Genomic DNA, 18043 nt, shown 5'->3' on the forward strand with positions numbered 1-18043 from the left:
CGCCTTCAGCTGAACCGTGACCCGTGTCTCTCCTCGACGGCGGCGAGCAGCTGCTTGACCCGCTCGGCGTCGGACACCGGGCAGACCATCGTGACGTCGGCGGTGTGCACCACGACGCTGTCGCGGACGCCGACGAGGGCCACCAGGTGGTCGGGGTCGTCGCTGAAGACGATGTTGCCGGCGCTGTCGAGGCCGACCACGAGCCCTGCGACGGCGTCCTCCCCCACCCGCTCGAGCGTCTGCGCCAGGGCTGGCCACGAGCCGACGTCGAGCCAGTCGACGTCGAGGTCGGCGACCAGCACCCGCCCCGGCTCGGTCGCCGCGGGCTCCAGGAGGGCGTAGTCGACGCTGGTCTTCGGCAGCGCGGGGAAGACCTCGGCCAGGACGGCGTCCCGCTGCGGCCCGGCCGGGACGGCGACCACGCGGGCCAGGCCCTCGGCGGTCGCGGGCAGGTGCTCGGCCAGCGCCTGCAGCACGGTGGACGCCCGCCAGACGAACGTGCCCGAGTTCCACAGGTACTCCCCCGAGGCCAGGTAGGCCTCGGCGGTGGCGCGGTCGGGCTTCTCGCGGAACGACGTCACCTCGGCGACGCCGGGGACCCCGGTCGGCGCGCCGCGCTGCACGTACCCGAAGCCGGTGGCCGGTGCGGTGGGCCGGATGCCCAGGGTCACCAGGGACCGGGGCCGCGCGGTGACGGCGTCGTAGGCGGTGGTCAGGGCCGCGGCGAACCGCTCGACCGGCCGGATGACGTGGTCGGCGCTGACCACGGCCAGCTCGGCGTCGGGGTCGACGTCGGCGACGAGGGCCGCGGCCAGGCCGACGGCGTTGGCGGTGTCGCGGGCGACCGGCTCGAGCACCAGCCGGTCCGGGCGCAGCCGCGGCAGGGCGGCGCGCACCTGCTCGCCGAAGCGGGCCGCGGTGCACACCCAGATCCGGTCGGCCGGCAGCACCGTCTCCAGCCGGGCGAAGGCCTCGGCCAGCAGGCTGTGCGGCGGGCCGTCCCCGCTCGCCACGACACCGCCGACGCTGTCGCTGAGGACGTCGAGCAGCTGCTTGGGCCGCCCGCTGCGCGACAGCGGCCACAGCCGCGTCCCCGAACCGCCGGCCATGACGACCGCGTGCCGCACCTCAGCCCCTCCGGCGGCGGGCCCCACGGCCGACGCCCTCGGCGCGGCGCTGGAAGCGGGCGCCGGCGGCCACCCGGCCGCTCACGTAGGAGACGAGCATCCGGCCGCCCAGGCCGGCGCGCAGGGCCAGCCGCAGCGGGGCGTGCCGGCGCAGCGGGTACTGCCCCGAGAGGTAGCGCAGCGCGCTGGTGTGGTGCACCCGCTGCATGCGGTGCGGCTGGCGCCGGGTGGCGTGGCCGCCCTCGTGCTCCACCACCGCCGACGGGGCGTAGACGTGCAGCCAGCCGCGGCGGGACAGCCGCTCGGCGAGGTCGACGTCCTCGAAGTACATGAAGTAGCCGGGGTCGAAGCCGCCGACCGACCAGAAGGCCGCGACGTCGACCAGCAGGCACGAGCCCGACAGCCACCCGGCCGGGCGCTCCCGCGGCGCCTCGCGCTCGCGGCGGTAGCGCGCCGTCCACGGGTTGCCCGGCCAGGCCCAGCCGAGCAGCGCGTGCCCGGCACCCGTGGACAGCCGCGGCAGGTCGCGGGCCGAGGGGTAGAGCTCGCCCTCCGGGGTGCGGATGGCCGGGCCGACGGTCGCCGCACGGGGCCAGCGGGCGGCCACGGCCAGCAGCTCGTCCACCGAGCCGGGGTCGAAGCGGACGTCGGGGTTGGCGACGACGGCGTAGCCCTCGGTCAGGCCGGCCATCCCGGCGTTGACCGCGGCGCCGTAGCCGACGTTGCCGCCGGTGCGCAGCAGCCGCACGTGCGGGTGGCGGGCCGCGGCGCGCTCGGGGGCGCCGTCGGTCGAGCCGTTGTCGGCGAGGACGACCTCGACCGGCCGCGTGGTGGCCGCGCCCAGCGACTCGACGAACCCCTCCAGGGCCTCGCCCGGGGAGTACGTCACCGCGACCACGCGGAGGGGGACGTCCGGCGGTGGTGCGCTCACGCGGGGAACCCTACGAGGCCAGCGGGAACGTCGCCGGGCCCACCCGGAGGCCCGGGACGGCGGGCCTCGTGGGGCTCCAGGGAACCGGTGTGACGTGGGGGACGGGCCCGTCACACCAGTCCCCGTTTCGCCCGGGTCGGGCCGTTCTGCGCCGGTACAGTCGCGAAACGTGACTCAAGCCAGTCCTGATCTCGTCGTCGTCGGCTCCGGGTTCTTCGGCCTCACGGTCGCCGAGCGGGTCGCCACCCAGCTGGACAAGCGCGTGCTGGTCATCGACCGCCGCAGCCACATCGGGGGCAACGCCTACTCCGAGCCCGAGCCCGAGACCGGCATCGAGGTGCACGTCTACGGCGCCCACCTGTTCCACACGTCCAACGAGCGGGTCTGGCAGTACGTCAACCAGTTCACCGAGTTCACGAACTACCAGCACCGCGTCTTCAGCATCTACCAGGACAAGACGTACTCGCTGCCGATCAACCTGGCCACCATCTGCCAGTACTTCGGCAAGAGCTTCTCCCCCGACGAGGCCCGTGCCCTCGTCGCCGAGCAGTCCGGCGAGATCGACACCGCCGAGGCCGCCAACCTCGAGGAGAAGGCGATCTCGCTGATCGGCCGCCCGCTGTACGAGGCCTTCATCCGCGGCTACACGAAGAAGCAGTGGCAGACCGACCCCACCGAGCTGCCCGCCGCGGTCATCGCCCGCCTCCCGGTGCGGTACACGTTCGACAACCGGTACTTCAACGACACCTACGAGGGTCTGCCGAAGGACGGCTACACCGCCTGGCTGAAGCGGATGGCCGACCACCCGAACATCGAGGTGCGGCTGGACACCGACTACTTCGACGTCCGCGGCGAGCTGCCGACCGACGTCCCGACGGTCTTCACCGGCCCGATCGACAAGTACTTCGACTACGAGGCCGGCGAGCTCGGCTGGCGCACGCTGGACTTCGAGACCGAGGTGCTGCCGGTCGGCGACTTCCAGGGCACCTCGGTCATGAACTACGCCGACGAGGACGTGCCCTTCACCCGGATCCACGAGTTCCGGCACTTCCACCCCGAGCGCGACTACCCGACCGACAAGACCGTGGTCGTGCGCGAGTACTCCCGCTTCGCCCAGACCGGCGACGAGCCGTACTACCCGATCAACACCCCCGAGGACCGCGCCAAGCTCGAGCGCTACCGCGAGCTGGCCGCCAAGGAGGCCGCCGAGAAGCGCGTCCTCTTCGGTGGGCGCCTCGGCACCTACAAGTACCTCGACATGCACATGGCGATCGGTTCGGCGCTGACCATGTTCGAGAACCGCATCCGCCCCTACTTCGCCGAGGGCGGCGCCCTCGACGGCCGCCTGGAGGACTGACCCCCATGACGACCACCGAGGTGTCCCCCGACGTCGTGGCCGACCTCGCCGCCGAGGACCTGGCCCCCGGCCGGGCGGTCACCCTGCTGCAGCGCGTCCTCATGCCGCGGGTCGCCGACCCGCGCAAGGTGCGCGCCCTGTACCTCGACGAGGTCCGGTCCGAGAAGGTGCACGTCACCTCCCGGTCGACCGGGCACCTCTCGGCCGGTGACGAGGTCTCCTTCGCCACCTACTTCAACGCCTTCCCGGCGGGCTACTGGCGGCGCTGGACCTCGCTGACCAGCATCACCCTGCAGCTGCGCGTCTCGGGCACCTGCCGCATCGACGTCTACCGCACCAAGGGCAACGGCGACGTGCTGCACGCCCTGGGCACCACCGTCGAGGGCACCGGCCGGACGGTCGAGCTGGACCTGGACCTCACCCCCTTCGTCGAGGGCGGCTGGTACTGGTTCGACGTCACCGCCGACGAGGACACGATCATCGAGGACGCCGGCTGGTACGCCGACCGGGAGCCGCTGCGCCCGGGCCGGCTGGCCGTGGGCATCTGCACCTTCAACCGCCCGGTCGACTGCGTCGCCGCACTGCAGACCGTCGCCGCGGACCCGGTCCTCGGCGCCGAGCTCGCCGCGGTGGTCGTGGCCGACCAGGGCAACCTCAAGGTGCGCGACGAGGCCTCGTTCCCCGAGGTGGCCGGCCTGCTCGGCGACCGCCTGCACCTGGTGGAGCAGGGCAACCTCGGCGGCAGCGGCGGCTTCGCCCGCGCCATGCACGAGACGCTCACCCGGACCGACGCCACCCACCTGGTGTTCCTCGACGACGACGTCCAGCTCGAGGCCGACAGCCTGCACCGGGCGCTGACCTTCGCCCGGTTCACCGACGAGCCGACCCTCGTCGGCGGGCAGATGCTGACCCTGCAGGACCGCTCGGTGCTGCACACCATGGGCGAGAGCGTCGACCGCCGGCTGATGCGGTACCGCCCGGCGCCGTACGCCGCGGTGGGTCACGACTTCGCGCACTGGTCGCTGCGCGACGCCCGGCACCTGCACCGCCGGGTCGACGTCGACTACAACGCCTGGTGGATGTGCCTGATCCCCCGCGAGGTGGCCGAGGAGATCGGGCTGCCGCTCCCGCTGTTCATCAAGTGGGACGACGCCGAGTACGGCCTGCGGGCCGGCGCCGCCGGGTACCGCACGGTCACCCTCCCCGGTGCGGCGATCTGGCACCTGTCCTGGACCGACAAGGACGACTCGACCGACTGGCAGGCGTACTTCCACGCGCGCAACCAGCTCGTGATCGCCGCCCTGCATAGCCCGCTCAAGCGCGCCGAGGACATCGTCAAGGAGAACATCCGGGCCGACATCCGGCACCTGTTCCGCCTCGAGTACTCCGCGGTCGCGCTGCACCTGAAGGCCTACCGCGACTTCCTCGCCGGCCCGGACAACCTCTTCCCGCAGCTGCCCGGCGTGCTGGCGGAGGTCCGTGCGGAGCGGGCGCGGTACTCCGACGGCCAGGTCATCACCGAGCGGTCGCGCATCCCGCTGCCGCGGATGGGCCAGGACGCGACCGAGGGCATGGTGCACCCGCCGGTGGCCAAGCGGGCGATCGCCCGCGCGGCGCTGCAGGCGCTGCGCAACAACGTCCGGCCGGTCCAGGACGGCGAGGACCGGCCGCAGGTCGAGCTCCCCGCCCGGGACGCGCAGTGGTTCGTGCTGGCCCAGCTGGACAGCGCCTCGGTCGCCACCGCGGACGGCCGCGGCGTCACGGTCCGCCGCCGCGACCCGGCGACGTTCTGGCGCCTGGCCCGCGAGTCGGTGCGGCTGAACCTGGAGATCGCCCGGCGCTTCCCCCGCGCGAAGCAGCAGTACCGCGACTCCTACGCCGACCTGACCTCGGCGCAGAACTGGGAGAAGGTCTTCACCTCGTGAGGACCGCCCCGTAGCGGGCACCCGTACCCCCGGACGGCCCGGGCTCCCTCCTCGGAGGGGGCCCGGGCCGTCCGGCATCCCGGGCAGGCGCGGGCGCACGACGACGGCGGGGCACCCACCTCGTGGAGGCGGGTGCCCCGCCGTCGTCGGAGGGGGGTGCGCTCAGGCGGCGGGGGTGAACCGCTCGCGGCGGCCGGCCCGCACCAGGCGCAGCCACTCGCGGTACCCGGCCACGTCGCGCCGGGTCACCAGGAAGAACCAGGAGAAGCGGACCAGCTCGAGCGGGAAGAGCCAGCGCATCCCGGGCTGGCGCATCAGGTACCCGCGGTTGCGGTAGGTGTAGTAGCGCTTCCACTCCGCCTCGGGGTACTGCGCGGACAGCCGCCCGCCGAGGATCGGCTTGAACTCGTCCCGGCCGTTGGGGTGCAGGTAGGTGGCGTCGAGCGCCGTCCCGAAGGGCAGGCCGGCGCGCACCAGCCGGCGGTGGATCTCGGTCTCGTCGCCGCGGGCGAACAGCCGCAGGTCCGGCACGCCGGTCTGGGCCAGGGTCGCGGCGGCGAAGAGCGCGCCGTTGAACAGGGAGGCGTAACCGGGCAGGAAGTCCTGACCGCCGAGGCGGTCGCGCTCACCCTTCCAGCGCAGCCCGGTGCGCACCGGGAACGCGAAGCTGCCGGGTGCGTCGATGTCGGCGACGGCGGGCGAGACCTCGGCCAGCCCGCGCTCGCGGGCCACCGACAGCAGGGTGGCGAGCACGTGCTCGTCGGCGGGCCGCCCGTCGTCGTCGGCGCACCACACCCAGTCCGCGCCCTCCGCCAGGGCGGTGAGCATGCCCAGGGCGAAGCCGCCGGCCCCGCCGAGGTTGGCCCGGGAGAGCAGGTAGGTGTGCGGCAGCCCGCTGGCGCGCACGACCTCCTCGGCCGGCTGGTCGGGCCCGTTGTCGACGACGACGACGGAGTCGACCGGCCGGGTCTGCACCGCCAGCGCCTTCAGCGCCTGGGCGAGGGACTCCGGCCGGTGCCGGGTGACGATGACCGCGACGACGCGCTCGTCGTCCGGGCGGGCGGGGGTCCGGGGGGCCGCCTCGGACACTCAGCCCCCCGAGGCCGCGTGCTCGCGGCCCTTGTACGCGTCGAGGACCTCCTCGAGCGGCCCCTGCTGCTTGATGGTGCCGTGCTCCATCCAGAGCGCCGAGGTGCACAGCTGCTTGAGCAGGTCGTTGGAGTGCGAGGCGAAGACCAGCAGGCCGGCGCGGTCCACGAGGTCCTTCAGCCGCCCCTTCGCGCGCTCGAGGAACGCCGCGTCGACCGCGCCGATGCCCTCGTCGAGCAGCAGGATCTCGGGGTCGATGCTGGTGACGACGCCCAGCGCCAGCCGCACCCGCATGCCGGTCGAGTAGGTGCGCAACGGCATCTGCAGGAAGTTGCCGAGCTCGGTGAACTCGGCGATGTCGTCGACCCGCGCCTCCATCTGCTTGCGGCTCATCCCGAGGAACAGGCCGCGCACGATGATGTTCTCCAGGCCGGAGATCTCCGGGTCCATGCCCACGCCGAGGTCGAAGACCGGCGCGACCCGCCCGTTGACCAGCGCCTGGCCGCGGGTCGGCTCGTAGATGCCCGACAGCAGCCGCAGCAGGGTGGACTTGCCGGCGCCGTTGTGGCCGACCAGCGCCAGCCGGTCGCCCTCGGAGACGTGCAGGTCGATGTTGCGCAGCGCCTCGATGACGACGACCTTGCGCTCGTTGGCCGCGACGTTGCCGCCCACCACACCGAGGACGGTGTGCTTCAGCGACCGCGACTTGGCGTCGAAGATCGGGAAGTCCACGCTCGCGTCGCGGACGTCGATGCTCACCACGGTGGCGTCCTCCTCAGACCCAGTACGCCACGCGGCCGCGGTAGCGGCGCATGACCAGCAACGTCAGGGCCCAGCCGACCACCGCGATGCCGATGACGATGAACCAGGTGTGCCACTCCTGGTCCTGGCCCAGCATCGGCCGGCGGATGAGCTCCACGAAGTGGAACAGCGGGTTGATCTCGACCCACCGTGCTCGCTCGGCGACGGCCGGGTTGTCCAGCAGGACGTCGTACATCCAGACGATCGGCGTCAGGAAGAACAGCAGCTGGACGACGCTCTGGGTCACCGGCGGCAGGTCGCGGAACCGGGTGCTGATGATGCCGATGAGCAGCGCCACCCACATGCCGTTGACGACGAGCAGGCCGAACGCCAGGAAGACCGAGAGGTCGGTCCACCGCAACGGCTGCGGGAAGACGACCAGCATGACGGCGTAGACGATCAGGTTGTGGGCGAAGAACAGCGTCTGGCGCCACACCAGCCGGTACACGTGGATGCTGATCGGCGCCGGCAGGTGGGTGATCAGCCCCGAGTTGGCGACGAACACCTCCGAGCCCTCGCTGATGCACCCGGAGATGAAGCCCCACACGATCATCCCGACGAGGACGTGCGGCAGCAGCTCCGCCAGCTCGAGGCCGAACAGCGCGGAGTACAGGATGCCGAGCGCGATGGCGGTGACCGCCATGCTGATCGTGATCCAGATCGGGCCGAGGACCGAGCGCCGGTAGCGCTGGCGGATGTCCTGCCAGCCCAGCTGCAGCCACAGCTCCCGCTGCTCCCAGCCGCGGCGGAGGTCGCGGAAGGCGGAGCGGAAGTCGCGACCGGGGGGCCGCACGTGCGGCGGGAGGTCGGGCGCGGTGGCCGTGGTGGTGCTGCTCGTCGACATGCCGGGGCCTACTCGGCCTCGGCGCCGAAGAGGCGCCGCCAGTTCTCGCGGCTGGTCAGCTGCGGCAGCGCGTCGCGGTACTGCTGCGCGGCCGCCGGGCCACGCCGCGCCAGCCGGTAGCAGGCCGCGGCGCTCTCGCGCAGCAGCGCGACGGCCCGGTCGCGGTCGAGGTCGCGGACCCGCACCCCCTCCTGGGAGGCGTCGGTGACGATGGCGCGGCGGTACCGGGAGACGTGCCACCACTGGGCGTCGTCCGCGGTGATGGCGACCGAGCCGGCGGTGCGGCCGGTCAGCTGCCACAGCAGGCGCTTGGCCAGCACCGCGCGGAACTGCGACGGGTCGGGCAGCGCGCGCTCGATGGTCTCGCCGCGCAGCGGGACGCCGGGGATCGCGGCGGCGTCGTGCCGCACCGTCTCCGGGTACGCCTTGCGCAGCTCGCGGACCTCACCGAGGACCCGCTGCCCGCCGTCGGCCAGGACCTCCGGGCCGGCGAGGAAGTCCTCGATGCCCTTGACCACGGTCGCGGCCAGCCCGTACTGCAGCCCGGCGACGTAGGCCACCAGGCGCCCGAACAGCGTGACCGCGATGGCCCGGCTGTCGAACTCCGTGTGCAGGGCCGAGGTGATCAGGCTGTTGCGGATGCTGAAGTACCGCGACCAGTCGTCCTGGTCCTTCCAGGTGAAGTCGGCGTGCCAGACGCCGGCCCCGGGGAGGGTGACGGTGGTGAAGCCGTTCTCGCGGGCGCGGTAGCCGTACTCGATGTCGTCCCACTGGAAGAAGACCGGCAGCGGGTAGCCGGTCGCCGAGACGATCTCCGACGGCAGCAGCGCGCTCCACCAGGCGTTGTAGTCGGCGTCGACCCGCAGCTCCTGGTTCTCCTCGGTCAGGTCGGCGTTCCACAGCGCGCCGGGCACGACCTTGCCGGCCTGCAGCTTGACCAGGTCGGCGAACTCCGCGCCGGTGTGCAGCCGCTTCGGGTGCAGCGCGTACAGCATCTGCGCGCCGACGATCACCGGCTCGCGCGCCGAGTTGGCGAACGCGGTCATCCGGATGATCGACTCGGGCTCGAGGACGATGTCGTCGTCCATGAACAGCACGTTCGCGTGGTGCTCGGACTCGACCTCGGTGATCTCGTACATGCCGCGGGTGAACCCGCCGGCGCCGCCGAGGTTGGCCTGGGTGATGTAGCGCAGCCGGCCGGCGAGGGCGGCGGAGACCTGCTCGAAGTCCGGGTGGGCGGAGACCCGCTTGTCGCCCTGGTCGACGACGTAGACGGTGTCGAGCGCGTCGAGCGCCGGGAGGTCGGCGGCCAGCGTCTGCAGGGTCTTCACGCAGTCCGCGGGGCGGTTGTGCGTGCAGATGACCACGGCGGTGTTCCGCGGCCGGGGCGGGTGCGGGATCGTCCAGCGCCCCGAGGACACGCGGAGCTCCCCGTCGCCGCTGGAGAAGTCCGCCCACACGGCGCCGCCGTCGACGAACCGGTCGAGCGCGACGGTCAGCGAGACCCGGTCCTCCCCCGACACCGTGGTCCCGGTCAGGAACCGCTCCTCCCCGGTGGGGTCGCTGGCGTACAGCTCGACCCGGCCCTCCCCCGAGGTCTCGGCCTGGAAGGTCATCTCCCGCACGGCGGTCCAGCGCTGCCAGTAGGAGGCGGGGACGCGGCCGGAGTAGGTGTTGGTCGTCAGCACCGAGTGCGGCGCGAGCCGGAACGAGGTGCGCTCCAGGTCCACGTGACCGCGGAGGCGCTTGGCGTACAGCTCGACCGGCAGACCCGGCGCGGGCGGCAGCGTCAGGAGGCGCTGCGCCAGCCCGGCGACGCCGGGCGTCGACTCGGTCTCGGCGACGGGCGGCTCGGCGGAGGTGGTGGTCATAGGCTTGTGCAGTCCTCAGGACGACGGCATGACGGGTCCAGGTCGCGCGGCGGTCGACCGGGCGTGGACCACCCACCGGTCACGGCAGCGACACGCGTCCCCCGACCGGTTTCGATGACCGCAGCATAGCCGCGTCGTCCCCCGGCGGCCCGAGGCCCGGCGGAACGGGACCCCATCCGTCACATCACCCTCAGGAGGGCCGGACCACCCCGGCGGAACCCGTCCGTCCCACCCTGCTTGCTACCGTCGCGCCGATGGCAGTCGCAGATCCCGAGGTCGGGGCGCCGACCCCCGTGCGGAACGGACTGGAGGTCGTCGCCGGACTGGTCGACGCCTACGCCGGGCGCACCCCCGTGGAGTCGGTCGCCGTCGTCGGCAACGCCCCCGTGCCCGCCGATCCCGAGCGGGCCGCGGCGATCGACGCGGCCGACCTGGTGGTCCGCGTGAACGGCTTCGCCCTCGACGGTCCGCAGCACCCCCGGGGGCTGGGCACGCGCGCCGACGTCGTCGTCACCCAGTGGGCCCTTGAGGCCACGCCGTGGGTCTTCGCCGACTACCGGTCCCGGCTCTACCTCTACAACGAGCCCGGGATGATGTACGCCGACGTCGAGCGGCTGCCCGCCTGGTGGCCCCCGGACCTCGGCCTGGTGCCGATCCCCAACCGCGAGGTCAACCAGCCGCTGTCCCGCGCGCTCGGCTTCGACCCGGCCCAGCCGCGGTGGGCGACGACGGGCACGGTCGCGGCCTGGCTGGTGCGCCGGCTCTACCCGGAGGCGCGGCTGCTGCTCGCCGGGTTCTCCTTCATCTGGACCCCGGTGCAGTCGACCTGGGACCACGCCTACGGCGGGGCCTCGGTCCTGACCGGGGACCACGAGCTCATCGCGGAGGCCACCATGCTGCGCAGCTGGATCGAGGACGGCAGCGCGGAGTACCTCCGGTGAGCGGCCCCCTGCGCCGGCTCGCGGTCGCGGCCCGGGTGAACCCGGTGTGGGCGCGCGTGCAGCGCAAGCTCGACGCCGTCGTCGCCGTCCGCACCGAGCCGGCCCTGCAGGGCGTGCGCGAGCGCGTGGAGCACGTCGACGCCGGCCTGCGTGCGGAGCTGCGGGCCGAGCTGCAGGCCGCCCTCGACGGGCTGCGCCGCACCGTCGACGAGCGCTGCGACGCCCTCGCCGGTGACGTCCGGCGTCTCGAGGACGAGGTGCGCCGGGTGTCCGGCGAACTGGCCGAGCTGCGCGAGCAGCACGGCCGGGTCTCCTTCGACGTCGACCGGCTGGGGCCGCACGTGGCCGCCCTCGAGGTCCGGATCGCCGACCGGGAGCGCGCGGAGGGGCCGGTCGAGGTCGGCTCCCCGGAGGACGTCCCGGAGGCGCGCCGCCTGCTCGACGAGGTGGTCCGCGAGCACGAGCGGATCCGGGTGCGGTTGAGCGGCATCGCGCTCTACGAGGAGCGGCTGCGCAAGCTGGAGGCCGCCCGCTGGCCCGGCGCCGCCACCGGCTCCGACGGCGCCGGCACCGCCTGACCGACCGCGCACACGACCGCGGCCGCCGGTCCCCTCGGGAGGGGGCCGGCGGCCGCGGTCGTCGTACCGGTCAGCGCCGGGAGGCGCTGGCCACCTGCTGGTCGGTCACGTCGATGACGCCGTGCTCGAACTCGGTGTGCGTCCCCTCGGGGGTCTCCTCCGTGTCGGAGATCGGGTAGCCCAGCCAGGACGTCGTCTCACCCAGCTCGACGTAGTGGTCGGCGGCCTCGCCCACCACCACGTGGGCGCCGGTCGCCGGCGACCAGTAGAGGGCGCCCCCCTGCAGCGCCACCTTGGCGCCGCCGCCACCGGGCGCGGGCCCGTCGTCGGCCGTCGGGTAGCCCAGTGCCTGCGGGCCCCCGACGGCGAGGTAGTGCTCGAGCAGGGCGCCGCGCACCACCTTCGCGCCGGCGGCCGGCGACCAGTACACGGTGCCGCCGCGGAAGCTGGTCAGGTACCCGCCGTTCGGGCCAGCGGTGTCGTCCCCGGTCGGGTAGCCCAGTGCCCCGGACTCCGCGCCCCACTGCCGCCACTTCGCCAGGATCTCGCCGCGCACGACCCGCGCGCCGGTGGCCGACGACCAGTAGATCGCGCCGCCCTGCAGCTCGATCTTGGCGCCGCCGCCTGCCGCGGCGACGTCGTCGGTGCTCGGGTAGCCCAGCGCCGCGGGGCCACCGGCGGCCACGTAGCGCTCGAGGATCGCCCCGCGCACCACCTTGGCGCCGGTCGGCTGCGACCAGTAGACGGTGCCGCCGCGGAAGGTGGTGAGGTACCCGCCGTTCGCGGCGGCCGCGTCGTCCCCGGTCGGGTAGCCCAGTGCCCCGGACTCCGCGCCCCACTGCCGCCACTTCGCCAGGATGTTCCCGCGGACGACGTGCGCACCGGTCGCCTGCGACCAGTAGATCGCGCCGCCCTGCACCTCGGCCTTGGCGCCGCCGCCCGCCGCCGCGACGTCGTCGGTCGTCGGGTAGCCCAGGACCCGCGGCCCGCCGTGGGCGACGTAGCGGTCGAGGATCGCCCCGCGCAGCACCTTCGCGCCGGTCGGCTGCGACCACCAGATCGTGCCGCCGCGGAAGGTGGTGAGGTACCCGCCGTTCGGCGCGGCCGCGTCGTCACCGGTCGGGTAGCCCAGCGCACCGGACTCGGCACCCCACTGCCGCCACCGGGCGAGGATGTCGCCGCGGACGACGTGGGCACCCGTGGCCGACGACCAGTAGATCGCGCCGCCCTGCACCTCGGCCTTGGCGCCGCCGCCCGCCGCGGCGACGTCGTCGGTCGTCGGGAAGCCGAGCACCGGCGCGCCGCCGTGGGCGAGGTAGCGGTCCAGGATCGCGCCGCGCAGCACGTGCGCCCCGGTCGGTGCCGACCAGTAGACGTGCCCGCCCTGGAAGGTGGTCCGGAAGCCGGAGGCGTGGGCCTGGTCGTCGCCGGTCGGGTAGCCGAGCACCCCGGCCTCCGCGCCCCACTGCCGGTAGGTCGCCAGGATGTCCCCGCGGACGACGCGTGCGCCGGTCGCCGAACTCCAGTAGACGGCCCCGCCGGTCAGGTCGACGGCCGCGCCGTTGCGCGCCGTGGGCCGCTCGTCGGCCACCGGGAAGCCGATCACCCGGGGACCGCCGGCGGCCTCGTACCGTTCGAGCAGCGCGCCGCGGATCATCCGGGCGCCGGTGGCCTGCGACCAGTAGAGCGTCCCGCCCTGGAACCGGCTGCGGAAGCCGCCGGGGACCGCCTCGTCGCCGCCGACCGGGTAGCCGAGGACCCCGGACTGGGCGCCCTTGGCGCGCCACGCGGCGAGCAGGTTGCCGCGCACCTCACGAGCCCCGGTCGCCTGCGACCAGTAGATCGACCCGCCCTGGAAGTCGGTGAAGTACCCGGGGTTCACCGGGGCCGCGGTGTCGTCGCCGGTCGGGTAGCCGAGGAACGGCACCCCGCCGAGGGCGAGGAAGTGCTGCAGGATCGCGCCGCGGACGACGTGGGCGCCTGTGTAGCGGGACCAGAAGATGGTGCCGCCCTGCCAGCTGCCGCGGCAGCCGCCGTTGGGCAGGTCGCAGATCACGCCCGTGGTCTGCGCGCCCAGGTCCACGCCGGACGCCTTGAGCTGGTCGTACTTGCCCCGGATCGACTCCTCCCCCGACGCCTGGGTGCTGCCGAACCAGTCGGTGAAGTAGAGGTAGAAGTTGCGGTTGCCGTAGGCCGAGCAGCCGTCGCCGGTCCCGTAGCCGGCGTCCAGCGCGGCCCTGTTGGGCGTGTACGGGGTGTAGTTGTAGAGCCCCGCGGTGGCCTGGTTCTGGATGTAGACCGGCACGGTGCCGCACGCCGCGTTCGGGTGGTAGCGGACGTTGTTGACCACGCCCACCCGGTGACCGAACGAGCCGGGGTGCGCCCGGTAGTACTGGAAGCGGTGTGCCGCGTTGTACAGCTGGTTGTAGAAGCCGTAGTACTGCGCGTCGCAGGGTGCGGTGTCCGGGCAGCCGTAGCCCACCGCCTTGCGGAGCTTCTCCTCCGTCGGGGCCGACGTCTTGATCAGGCTCTGCTCCTTCTGCAGCATCACCAGGAGCACCTGGGGGTTGACCCCGCAGGCGCGGCCGACCTTGGCGATGATCTGAGCCGCCCGCTCGCCCACCACCCCCTCGTAGCTCCCGCAGTAGCCGTCGGCGGCACGGGTCCAGGTGTCCTGCCGCAGGTTCTTCAGGCACAGGCTGCTGGTGCAGCTGGCACCCTCGCGCTCGAGGAACGCCTGGACCTGCGCGGTGTCCATCGTGGCGGGGTCGTAGAAGACGCTGTCGCTGATGATGTTGCCCGGGTCGAACGACCGCGCGTCGGCCGACTCGTGCAGGCTCTGCTGCTGGGGTGAGGAGCCGGCGACGAAGGCGAGGGCGAGCGCCAGGGCGACCAGACAGGGCGCGAGCAGGCGGAGGCGGGACGACCTCACGGCACCACCACCTCGCCGGCCGAGGACTCCCCGACCGACGTGTCCGACGTGTAGCTGAGCACCGCCTCCCACGTCCCCGAGGTCAGCGCGTCGCCGCCGACCCGCACCTCGCCGCAGTCGGTCGTGGTCACGTCGGCCGTGCCGAGCGACTCGCCGCGCAGCTCCACGCCGCCGCGACGGAGGACCAGGGTGCAGGTGGCGTCCTCCTCCACGACGCCGTCGGCGTACCCGCCGGCGACCACGGCCCCGGCAGCGGTGTCGTAGCCCGTGTAGCTCAGCGAGACGGCGACCGCGGCCAGCCCGCCGTCGTCCTCCTCCTCGGGCTCCGGCGCGGAGGTGGTCGCGGTCCGGCGGGACGGCGGCCCCTCGTCGGCCACCTCCTCCGTGCCGGTGTCGGGGTCCTCCTCCGCCGGCGCGTCCGACGCTGCCTCCGTCGACGGCACGCCCGCGGACGGCGCGGCCGCCGACGTCGTCGGCGTCGGGGTCCCGGCCGAGGCCGGGGCGGGCTCCCCCGACCGGCTCCAGAGCACGAACGCCCCGGCGGCCAGCACCAGGGTCACGAGGACCAGGAGGGGACGACGGCGGCTACGACGGGTCCTGCGGGACATGGGCACTCCCAGGTCGACCCACGGCGGGGGGTCGGTCATCGGCGTCCGGGCGGCGGACGGCGCTGTCCGCTCGCGCGGTGGTCGCGGCCGCACGTCCGCGACCGTGCCCGGGAGGCTACTGCCAGTCACGACTCGCGCCGTGGAGCGACGCGGGAGCCGCGCCGCCTGAGGTCACTGGGACACGGCGACGGCCCCGCTGGTGGCGTTCCACGTCATCGAGCCGTGCTCGAAGTCGGTGCGCATCCCGCCGGTGATCGCGTAGCTGGACCGGGTCGGGAAGCCCAGCGCCGAGGCGCTGCCGCCCCGCTGCCAGTAGGTCCTGGCCATCGCGCCGGAGACCACCTGGGTGCCGGTCGCCGGCGACCAGTACACGTCGCCGCCGGTGAAGCGGACGACGTAGCCGCGGCCGTCGGCGGTCTTCGCGTCGCTGGTGGTCGGGAAGCCCAGCGGGCCGGTCGCGCCCCCGGCGGCCAGCCAGGTGGACAGGATGGAGCCACGCACCACCTGGGTGCCGGTCGTCGGCGACCAGTACACGTCACCGCCCTGGAAGCGCACGAAGTAGCCGCGGCCGTCCGCGGTCGCCGCGTCGCTCGTGGTCGGGAAGCCCAGCGGGCCGGTCGCCCCGCCGGTGGCCAGCCAGGTGGACAGGATCGAGCCGCGCACGATGCGGGGGCCGGTGGCGGCGGACCAGTAGACGTCGCCGCCCTGGAACCGCACGAAGTAGCCGCGGCCGTCGGTGGTCGCCGCGTCGCTGGTGGTCGGGAAACCGAGGTAGCCGGTCGCCCCGCCGGTGGCCAGCCAGGCGTTCAGGATCTCGCCGCGCACGATCCGGGTGCCGGTGGTCGGCGACCAGTAGACGTCGCCGCCCTGGAAGCGGACGTAGGCGCCCTTGCCGGGGACGGGGGTGTCGCTGGTGGTCGGGAAGCCCAGGTAGCCCCCCGGGCCGCCGGTGGCCAGCCAGGTGTCCCGGATCGAGCCGAGGACGGTGCGGGCGCCGGTGGCCTGCGACCAGTAGACGTCGCCGCGCTGGAAGCGGACGAAGTAGCCGCGACCGTCCGGCGTGGGCGCGTCGCTCGTGGTGGGGAAGCCCAGGCCCCCGGTCGGCCCGCCGGCGGCGCGGTAGGCGTCGAGGATGTCGCCGCGCACGATGCGGGTGCCGGTCGTCGGCGACCACAGCACCTCGCCGCCCTGGAAGCGGACGTAGGCGCCCGTGCCGGCGGGGGTGTCGCTCGTCGTCGGGAAGCCGAGGAAGCCCGTCGGCCCTCCTGCGGCCAGCCAGGTGTCGCGGATCGAGCCGAGGACGGTGCGGGCGCCGGTGGCCTGCGACCAGTAGACGTCGCCCCGCTCGAAGCGGACGAAGTAGCCGCCGCCCCCCGGCGTGGGCGCGTCGCTCGTGGTCGGGAAGCCCAGCCCCCCGGTGGCGCCGCCGGCGGCGAGCCAGGCGGCCAGGATGTCGCCGCGGACCAGCTGCGAGCCGGTCGCCGGCGACCAGTAGACGTCGCCGTGCTGGAAGCGGACGAAGGCACCGCGCCCCCCGGGGGTCGGCGCGTCGTCGGTGATCGGTGGCCCGAGCACCGCCGGCCCGCCCGCAGCGAGGTAGCGGTCCAGGATGCCGCCGAGCACCAGCCGGACGCCGCCGAGCGGCGAGGAGTACAGCCGGGCGCCGTTCGCGTAGACCTGCCAGGTGACGCCGGCCGCCGACTGCTCACCGCCCACCGGCGCGCCGAGCCACGCCCGCAGGCCGGCGTCGGAGTCGTAGCGGGTCGCGATCGGGGACTTGGTGTTCGCCATCCGGGCGGCCGCCTTGTCGCGGATCTCGCCCAGCCGCGCGTAGCCGTACCGCCCGGGGCACGCGGTGCTCTTGGTGTCGCGGTGCCCGAACACCGTCGGCAGGGTCACCCGGGCACCCGCGGCGTACTTGTCCGTGCCGCCCGACGTGAGCGTCGTCGTCCCCTTGGGGTTGACGCCGTACAGGGAGAACTTCCAGGCGATGATCGCCGCGACCGAGTCGATCATGGCCTGGGGCGTGTCGACGACGTCGTAGTTGCCCATCATCGACACCCCGAAGGTCGAGGTGTTGAAGCCGCCCGCGTGCGCGCCGACCACGGTGCTCGCCAGGCCGCCGGAGCGGCCCTCCCAGAGCCGGCCGAACTTGTCGACGAGGACGTTGTAGCCGATGTCGCCCCAGCCCAGGCTCTGCGCGTGGTACGTGTAGGTCGAGCGCAGGATCGCCGGCACCTGGTCGGCGGTGTAGTTGTTCGACCCGGCGGTGTGGTGCAGCGTCGCGGCCTTGATGGTGCTGGCGTACTGCGGGGTCCACCTCATGAGGTTCTCGTCGGCGCCCCACTGCGCCCGGGAGAAGACAGGCGGCATCGCCACCGCCGCGTCGGCGGTCTCGGTGATGTCGGGGTCGCCGAGCGAGGCGTCGGCCGGGCTCTCGCCCGGGTCGACCAGGTCCAGCTGCACGTCGGTGGGCTGCGCGCCGGAGCGGGTCACCAGCTCGGCCTCCACCGCGGTCGCCGGACCGGTCCACAGCGGCGCCGTCCCGCCCCGGACGGGGTGGCCGGTGTCCGTCTCGGCCTCCTGCTCGGCCGCCTCCGCGCTGACCTCCGTCCACGTCCCCCAGGCGCCGTCGGAGTCGCGGACCCGCACCTGCACGACGGTGTCGGTGACCGCCGGGTCGTACGCCCAGGTGACCCCGACCAGCGAGAACTCGGCGACGTCGGTGGCGCTCACCGACAGCGCCGGGACGGTGTCGGGCACGCCGGCGACCGGGTCGGTGGTGCCCTCCTGCACCTGCGCCTCGGGCGCGGGGGCGCTGAAGGACCCCATCGCGACCTCCTCCACCGACGTCTCGACGGGCACGGCCTCGGGGTCCGGCTCGGCGTAGACGGGCAGCACCAGGACGACCCCGGTGAGGGCGACGAAGGCGGTGGTTCCGGCGAGCAAGCGGCGACGCACGGGCTGGTCCTCCGGTGGAGCGCGGCGGCTGCGCCCCGCACGAGGGCGCATCTGTCCACGGAGACCATCGGCCCGGCC

The 18043-nt window shown here is 73.9% G+C and carries 13 protein-coding genes; 4 read left to right on the forward strand and 9 right to left on the reverse strand.

From position 1 onward, the window contains the following. Positions 1–5 precede the first annotated feature (5 nt). Entirely contained in the window at positions 6–1127 is a 1122-nt protein-coding gene (locus BLS21_RS01920; protein ID WP_091213779.1) for a mannose-1-phosphate guanylyltransferase, read from the reverse strand. Position 1128: 1 nt separating this feature from the next. Then, positions 1129–2058, reverse strand: coding sequence for a glycosyltransferase family 2 protein (locus tag BLS21_RS01925; protein ID WP_091213041.1), 930 nt, complete (start codon positions 2056–2058; stop codon positions 1129–1131). A 169-nt stretch (positions 2059–2227) separates the two neighbouring features. Between BLS21_RS01925 and glf the strand changes: the two genes are divergently transcribed. Both glf and BLS21_RS01935 read left to right on the forward strand, forming a co-directional pair. After that, entirely contained in the window at positions 2228–3415 is a 1188-nt protein-coding gene (glf, locus tag BLS21_RS01930) for a UDP-galactopyranose mutase (RefSeq protein ID WP_091213045.1), read from the forward strand. Between the two features lie 5 nt (positions 3416–3420). Next, complete coding sequence (locus BLS21_RS01935; RefSeq protein ID WP_091213048.1) at positions 3421–5340, forward strand: glycosyltransferase; 1920 nt, start codon at positions 3421–3423, stop codon at positions 5338–5340. A 162-nt stretch (positions 5341–5502) separates the two neighbouring features. Here BLS21_RS01935 and glfT1 read toward each other — a convergent pair whose 3' ends face one another. The 4 genes from glfT1 to BLS21_RS01955 are packed head-to-tail and all read right to left on the reverse strand — an operon-like array spanning position 5503 to position 9945. Continuing rightward, entirely contained in the window at positions 5503–6429 is a 927-nt protein-coding gene (glfT1, locus tag BLS21_RS01940) for a galactofuranosyltransferase GlfT1 (RefSeq protein ID WP_091213051.1), read from the reverse strand. Then, positions 6430–7188 carry a galactan export ABC transporter ATP-binding subunit Wzt/RfbE gene (wzt, locus tag BLS21_RS01945; protein ID WP_245699941.1) on the reverse strand — a complete coding sequence of 253 codons (759 nt, stop codon included), beginning with the start codon at positions 7186–7188 and terminating at the stop codon, positions 6430–6432. 16 nt (positions 7189–7204) lie between these two features. Continuing rightward, on the reverse strand, positions 7205–8074 hold the full coding sequence (gene wzm, locus BLS21_RS01950; protein WP_091213056.1) for a galactan export ABC transporter permease subunit Wzm/RfbD: 870 nt from the start codon (positions 8072–8074) through the stop codon (positions 7205–7207). Positions 8075–8082: 8 nt separating this feature from the next. Next, a complete protein-coding gene (locus BLS21_RS01955) occupies positions 8083–9945 on the reverse strand; it encodes a glycosyltransferase (RefSeq protein WP_091213059.1) in 1863 nt (620 codons plus the stop codon). Between the two features lie 254 nt (positions 9946–10199). Here BLS21_RS01955 and BLS21_RS01960 point away from each other — a divergent pair, with 254 nt between their 5' ends. Both BLS21_RS01960 and BLS21_RS01965 read left to right on the forward strand, forming a co-directional pair. After that, positions 10200–10886 (forward strand): glycosyltransferase family 29 protein, encoded by a 687-nt coding sequence (locus tag BLS21_RS01960; protein ID WP_091213061.1) that lies wholly within the window; start codon positions 10200–10202, stop codon positions 10884–10886. Further along, entirely contained in the window at positions 10883–11464 is a 582-nt protein-coding gene (locus tag BLS21_RS01965) for a hypothetical protein (protein WP_091213063.1), read from the forward strand. The genes BLS21_RS01960 and BLS21_RS01965 overlap by 4 nt, the downstream gene beginning before the upstream one ends. A 70-nt stretch (positions 11465–11534) precedes the next feature. On the opposite strand, the gene BLS21_RS01970 is transcribed toward BLS21_RS01965, so the two are convergent. The 3 genes from BLS21_RS01970 to BLS21_RS01980 form a co-directional block, all read right to left on the reverse strand. Then, complete coding sequence (locus BLS21_RS01970) at positions 11535–14396, reverse strand: LGFP repeat-containing protein (RefSeq protein ID WP_091213066.1); 2862 nt, start codon at positions 14394–14396, stop codon at positions 11535–11537. Next, positions 14393–15004 carry a hypothetical protein gene (locus tag BLS21_RS24915; RefSeq protein ID WP_175479363.1) on the reverse strand — a complete coding sequence of 204 codons (612 nt, stop codon included), beginning with the start codon at positions 15002–15004 and terminating at the stop codon, positions 14393–14395. The genes BLS21_RS01970 and BLS21_RS24915 overlap by 4 nt, the downstream gene beginning before the upstream one ends. A 171-nt stretch (positions 15005–15175) precedes the next feature. Beyond that, positions 15176–17965 (reverse strand): N-acetylmuramoyl-L-alanine amidase, encoded by a 2790-nt coding sequence (locus BLS21_RS01980; RefSeq protein WP_245699943.1) that lies wholly within the window; start codon positions 17963–17965, stop codon positions 15176–15178. Between the last annotated feature and the right edge of the window lie 78 nt (positions 17966–18043).

The sequence above is a fragment of the Geodermatophilus siccatus genome (assembly GCF_900103785.1).
Classification (GTDB): Bacteria; Actinomycetota; Actinomycetes; order Mycobacteriales; family Geodermatophilaceae; genus Geodermatophilus; species Geodermatophilus siccatus.

Coding starts and splice junctions, on each gene's coding strand:
- BLS21_RS01935 (WP_091213048.1), top strand. CDS start 3,421: ATGACGACCACCGAGGTGTCCCCCGACGTCGTGGCCGACCTCGCCGCC.
- wzm (WP_091213056.1), bottom strand. CDS start 8,074: ATGTCGACGAGCAGCACCACCACGGCCACCGCGCCCGACCTCCCGCCG.
- BLS21_RS01955 (WP_091213059.1), bottom strand. CDS start 9,945: ATGACCACCACCTCCGCCGAGCCGCCCGTCGCCGAGACCGAGTCGACG.
- BLS21_RS01960 (WP_091213061.1), top strand. CDS start 10,200: ATGGCAGTCGCAGATCCCGAGGTCGGGGCGCCGACCCCCGTGCGGAAC.
- BLS21_RS24915 (WP_175479363.1), bottom strand. CDS start 15,004: ATGTCCCGCAGGACCCGTCGTAGCCGCCGTCGTCCCCTCCTGGTCCTC.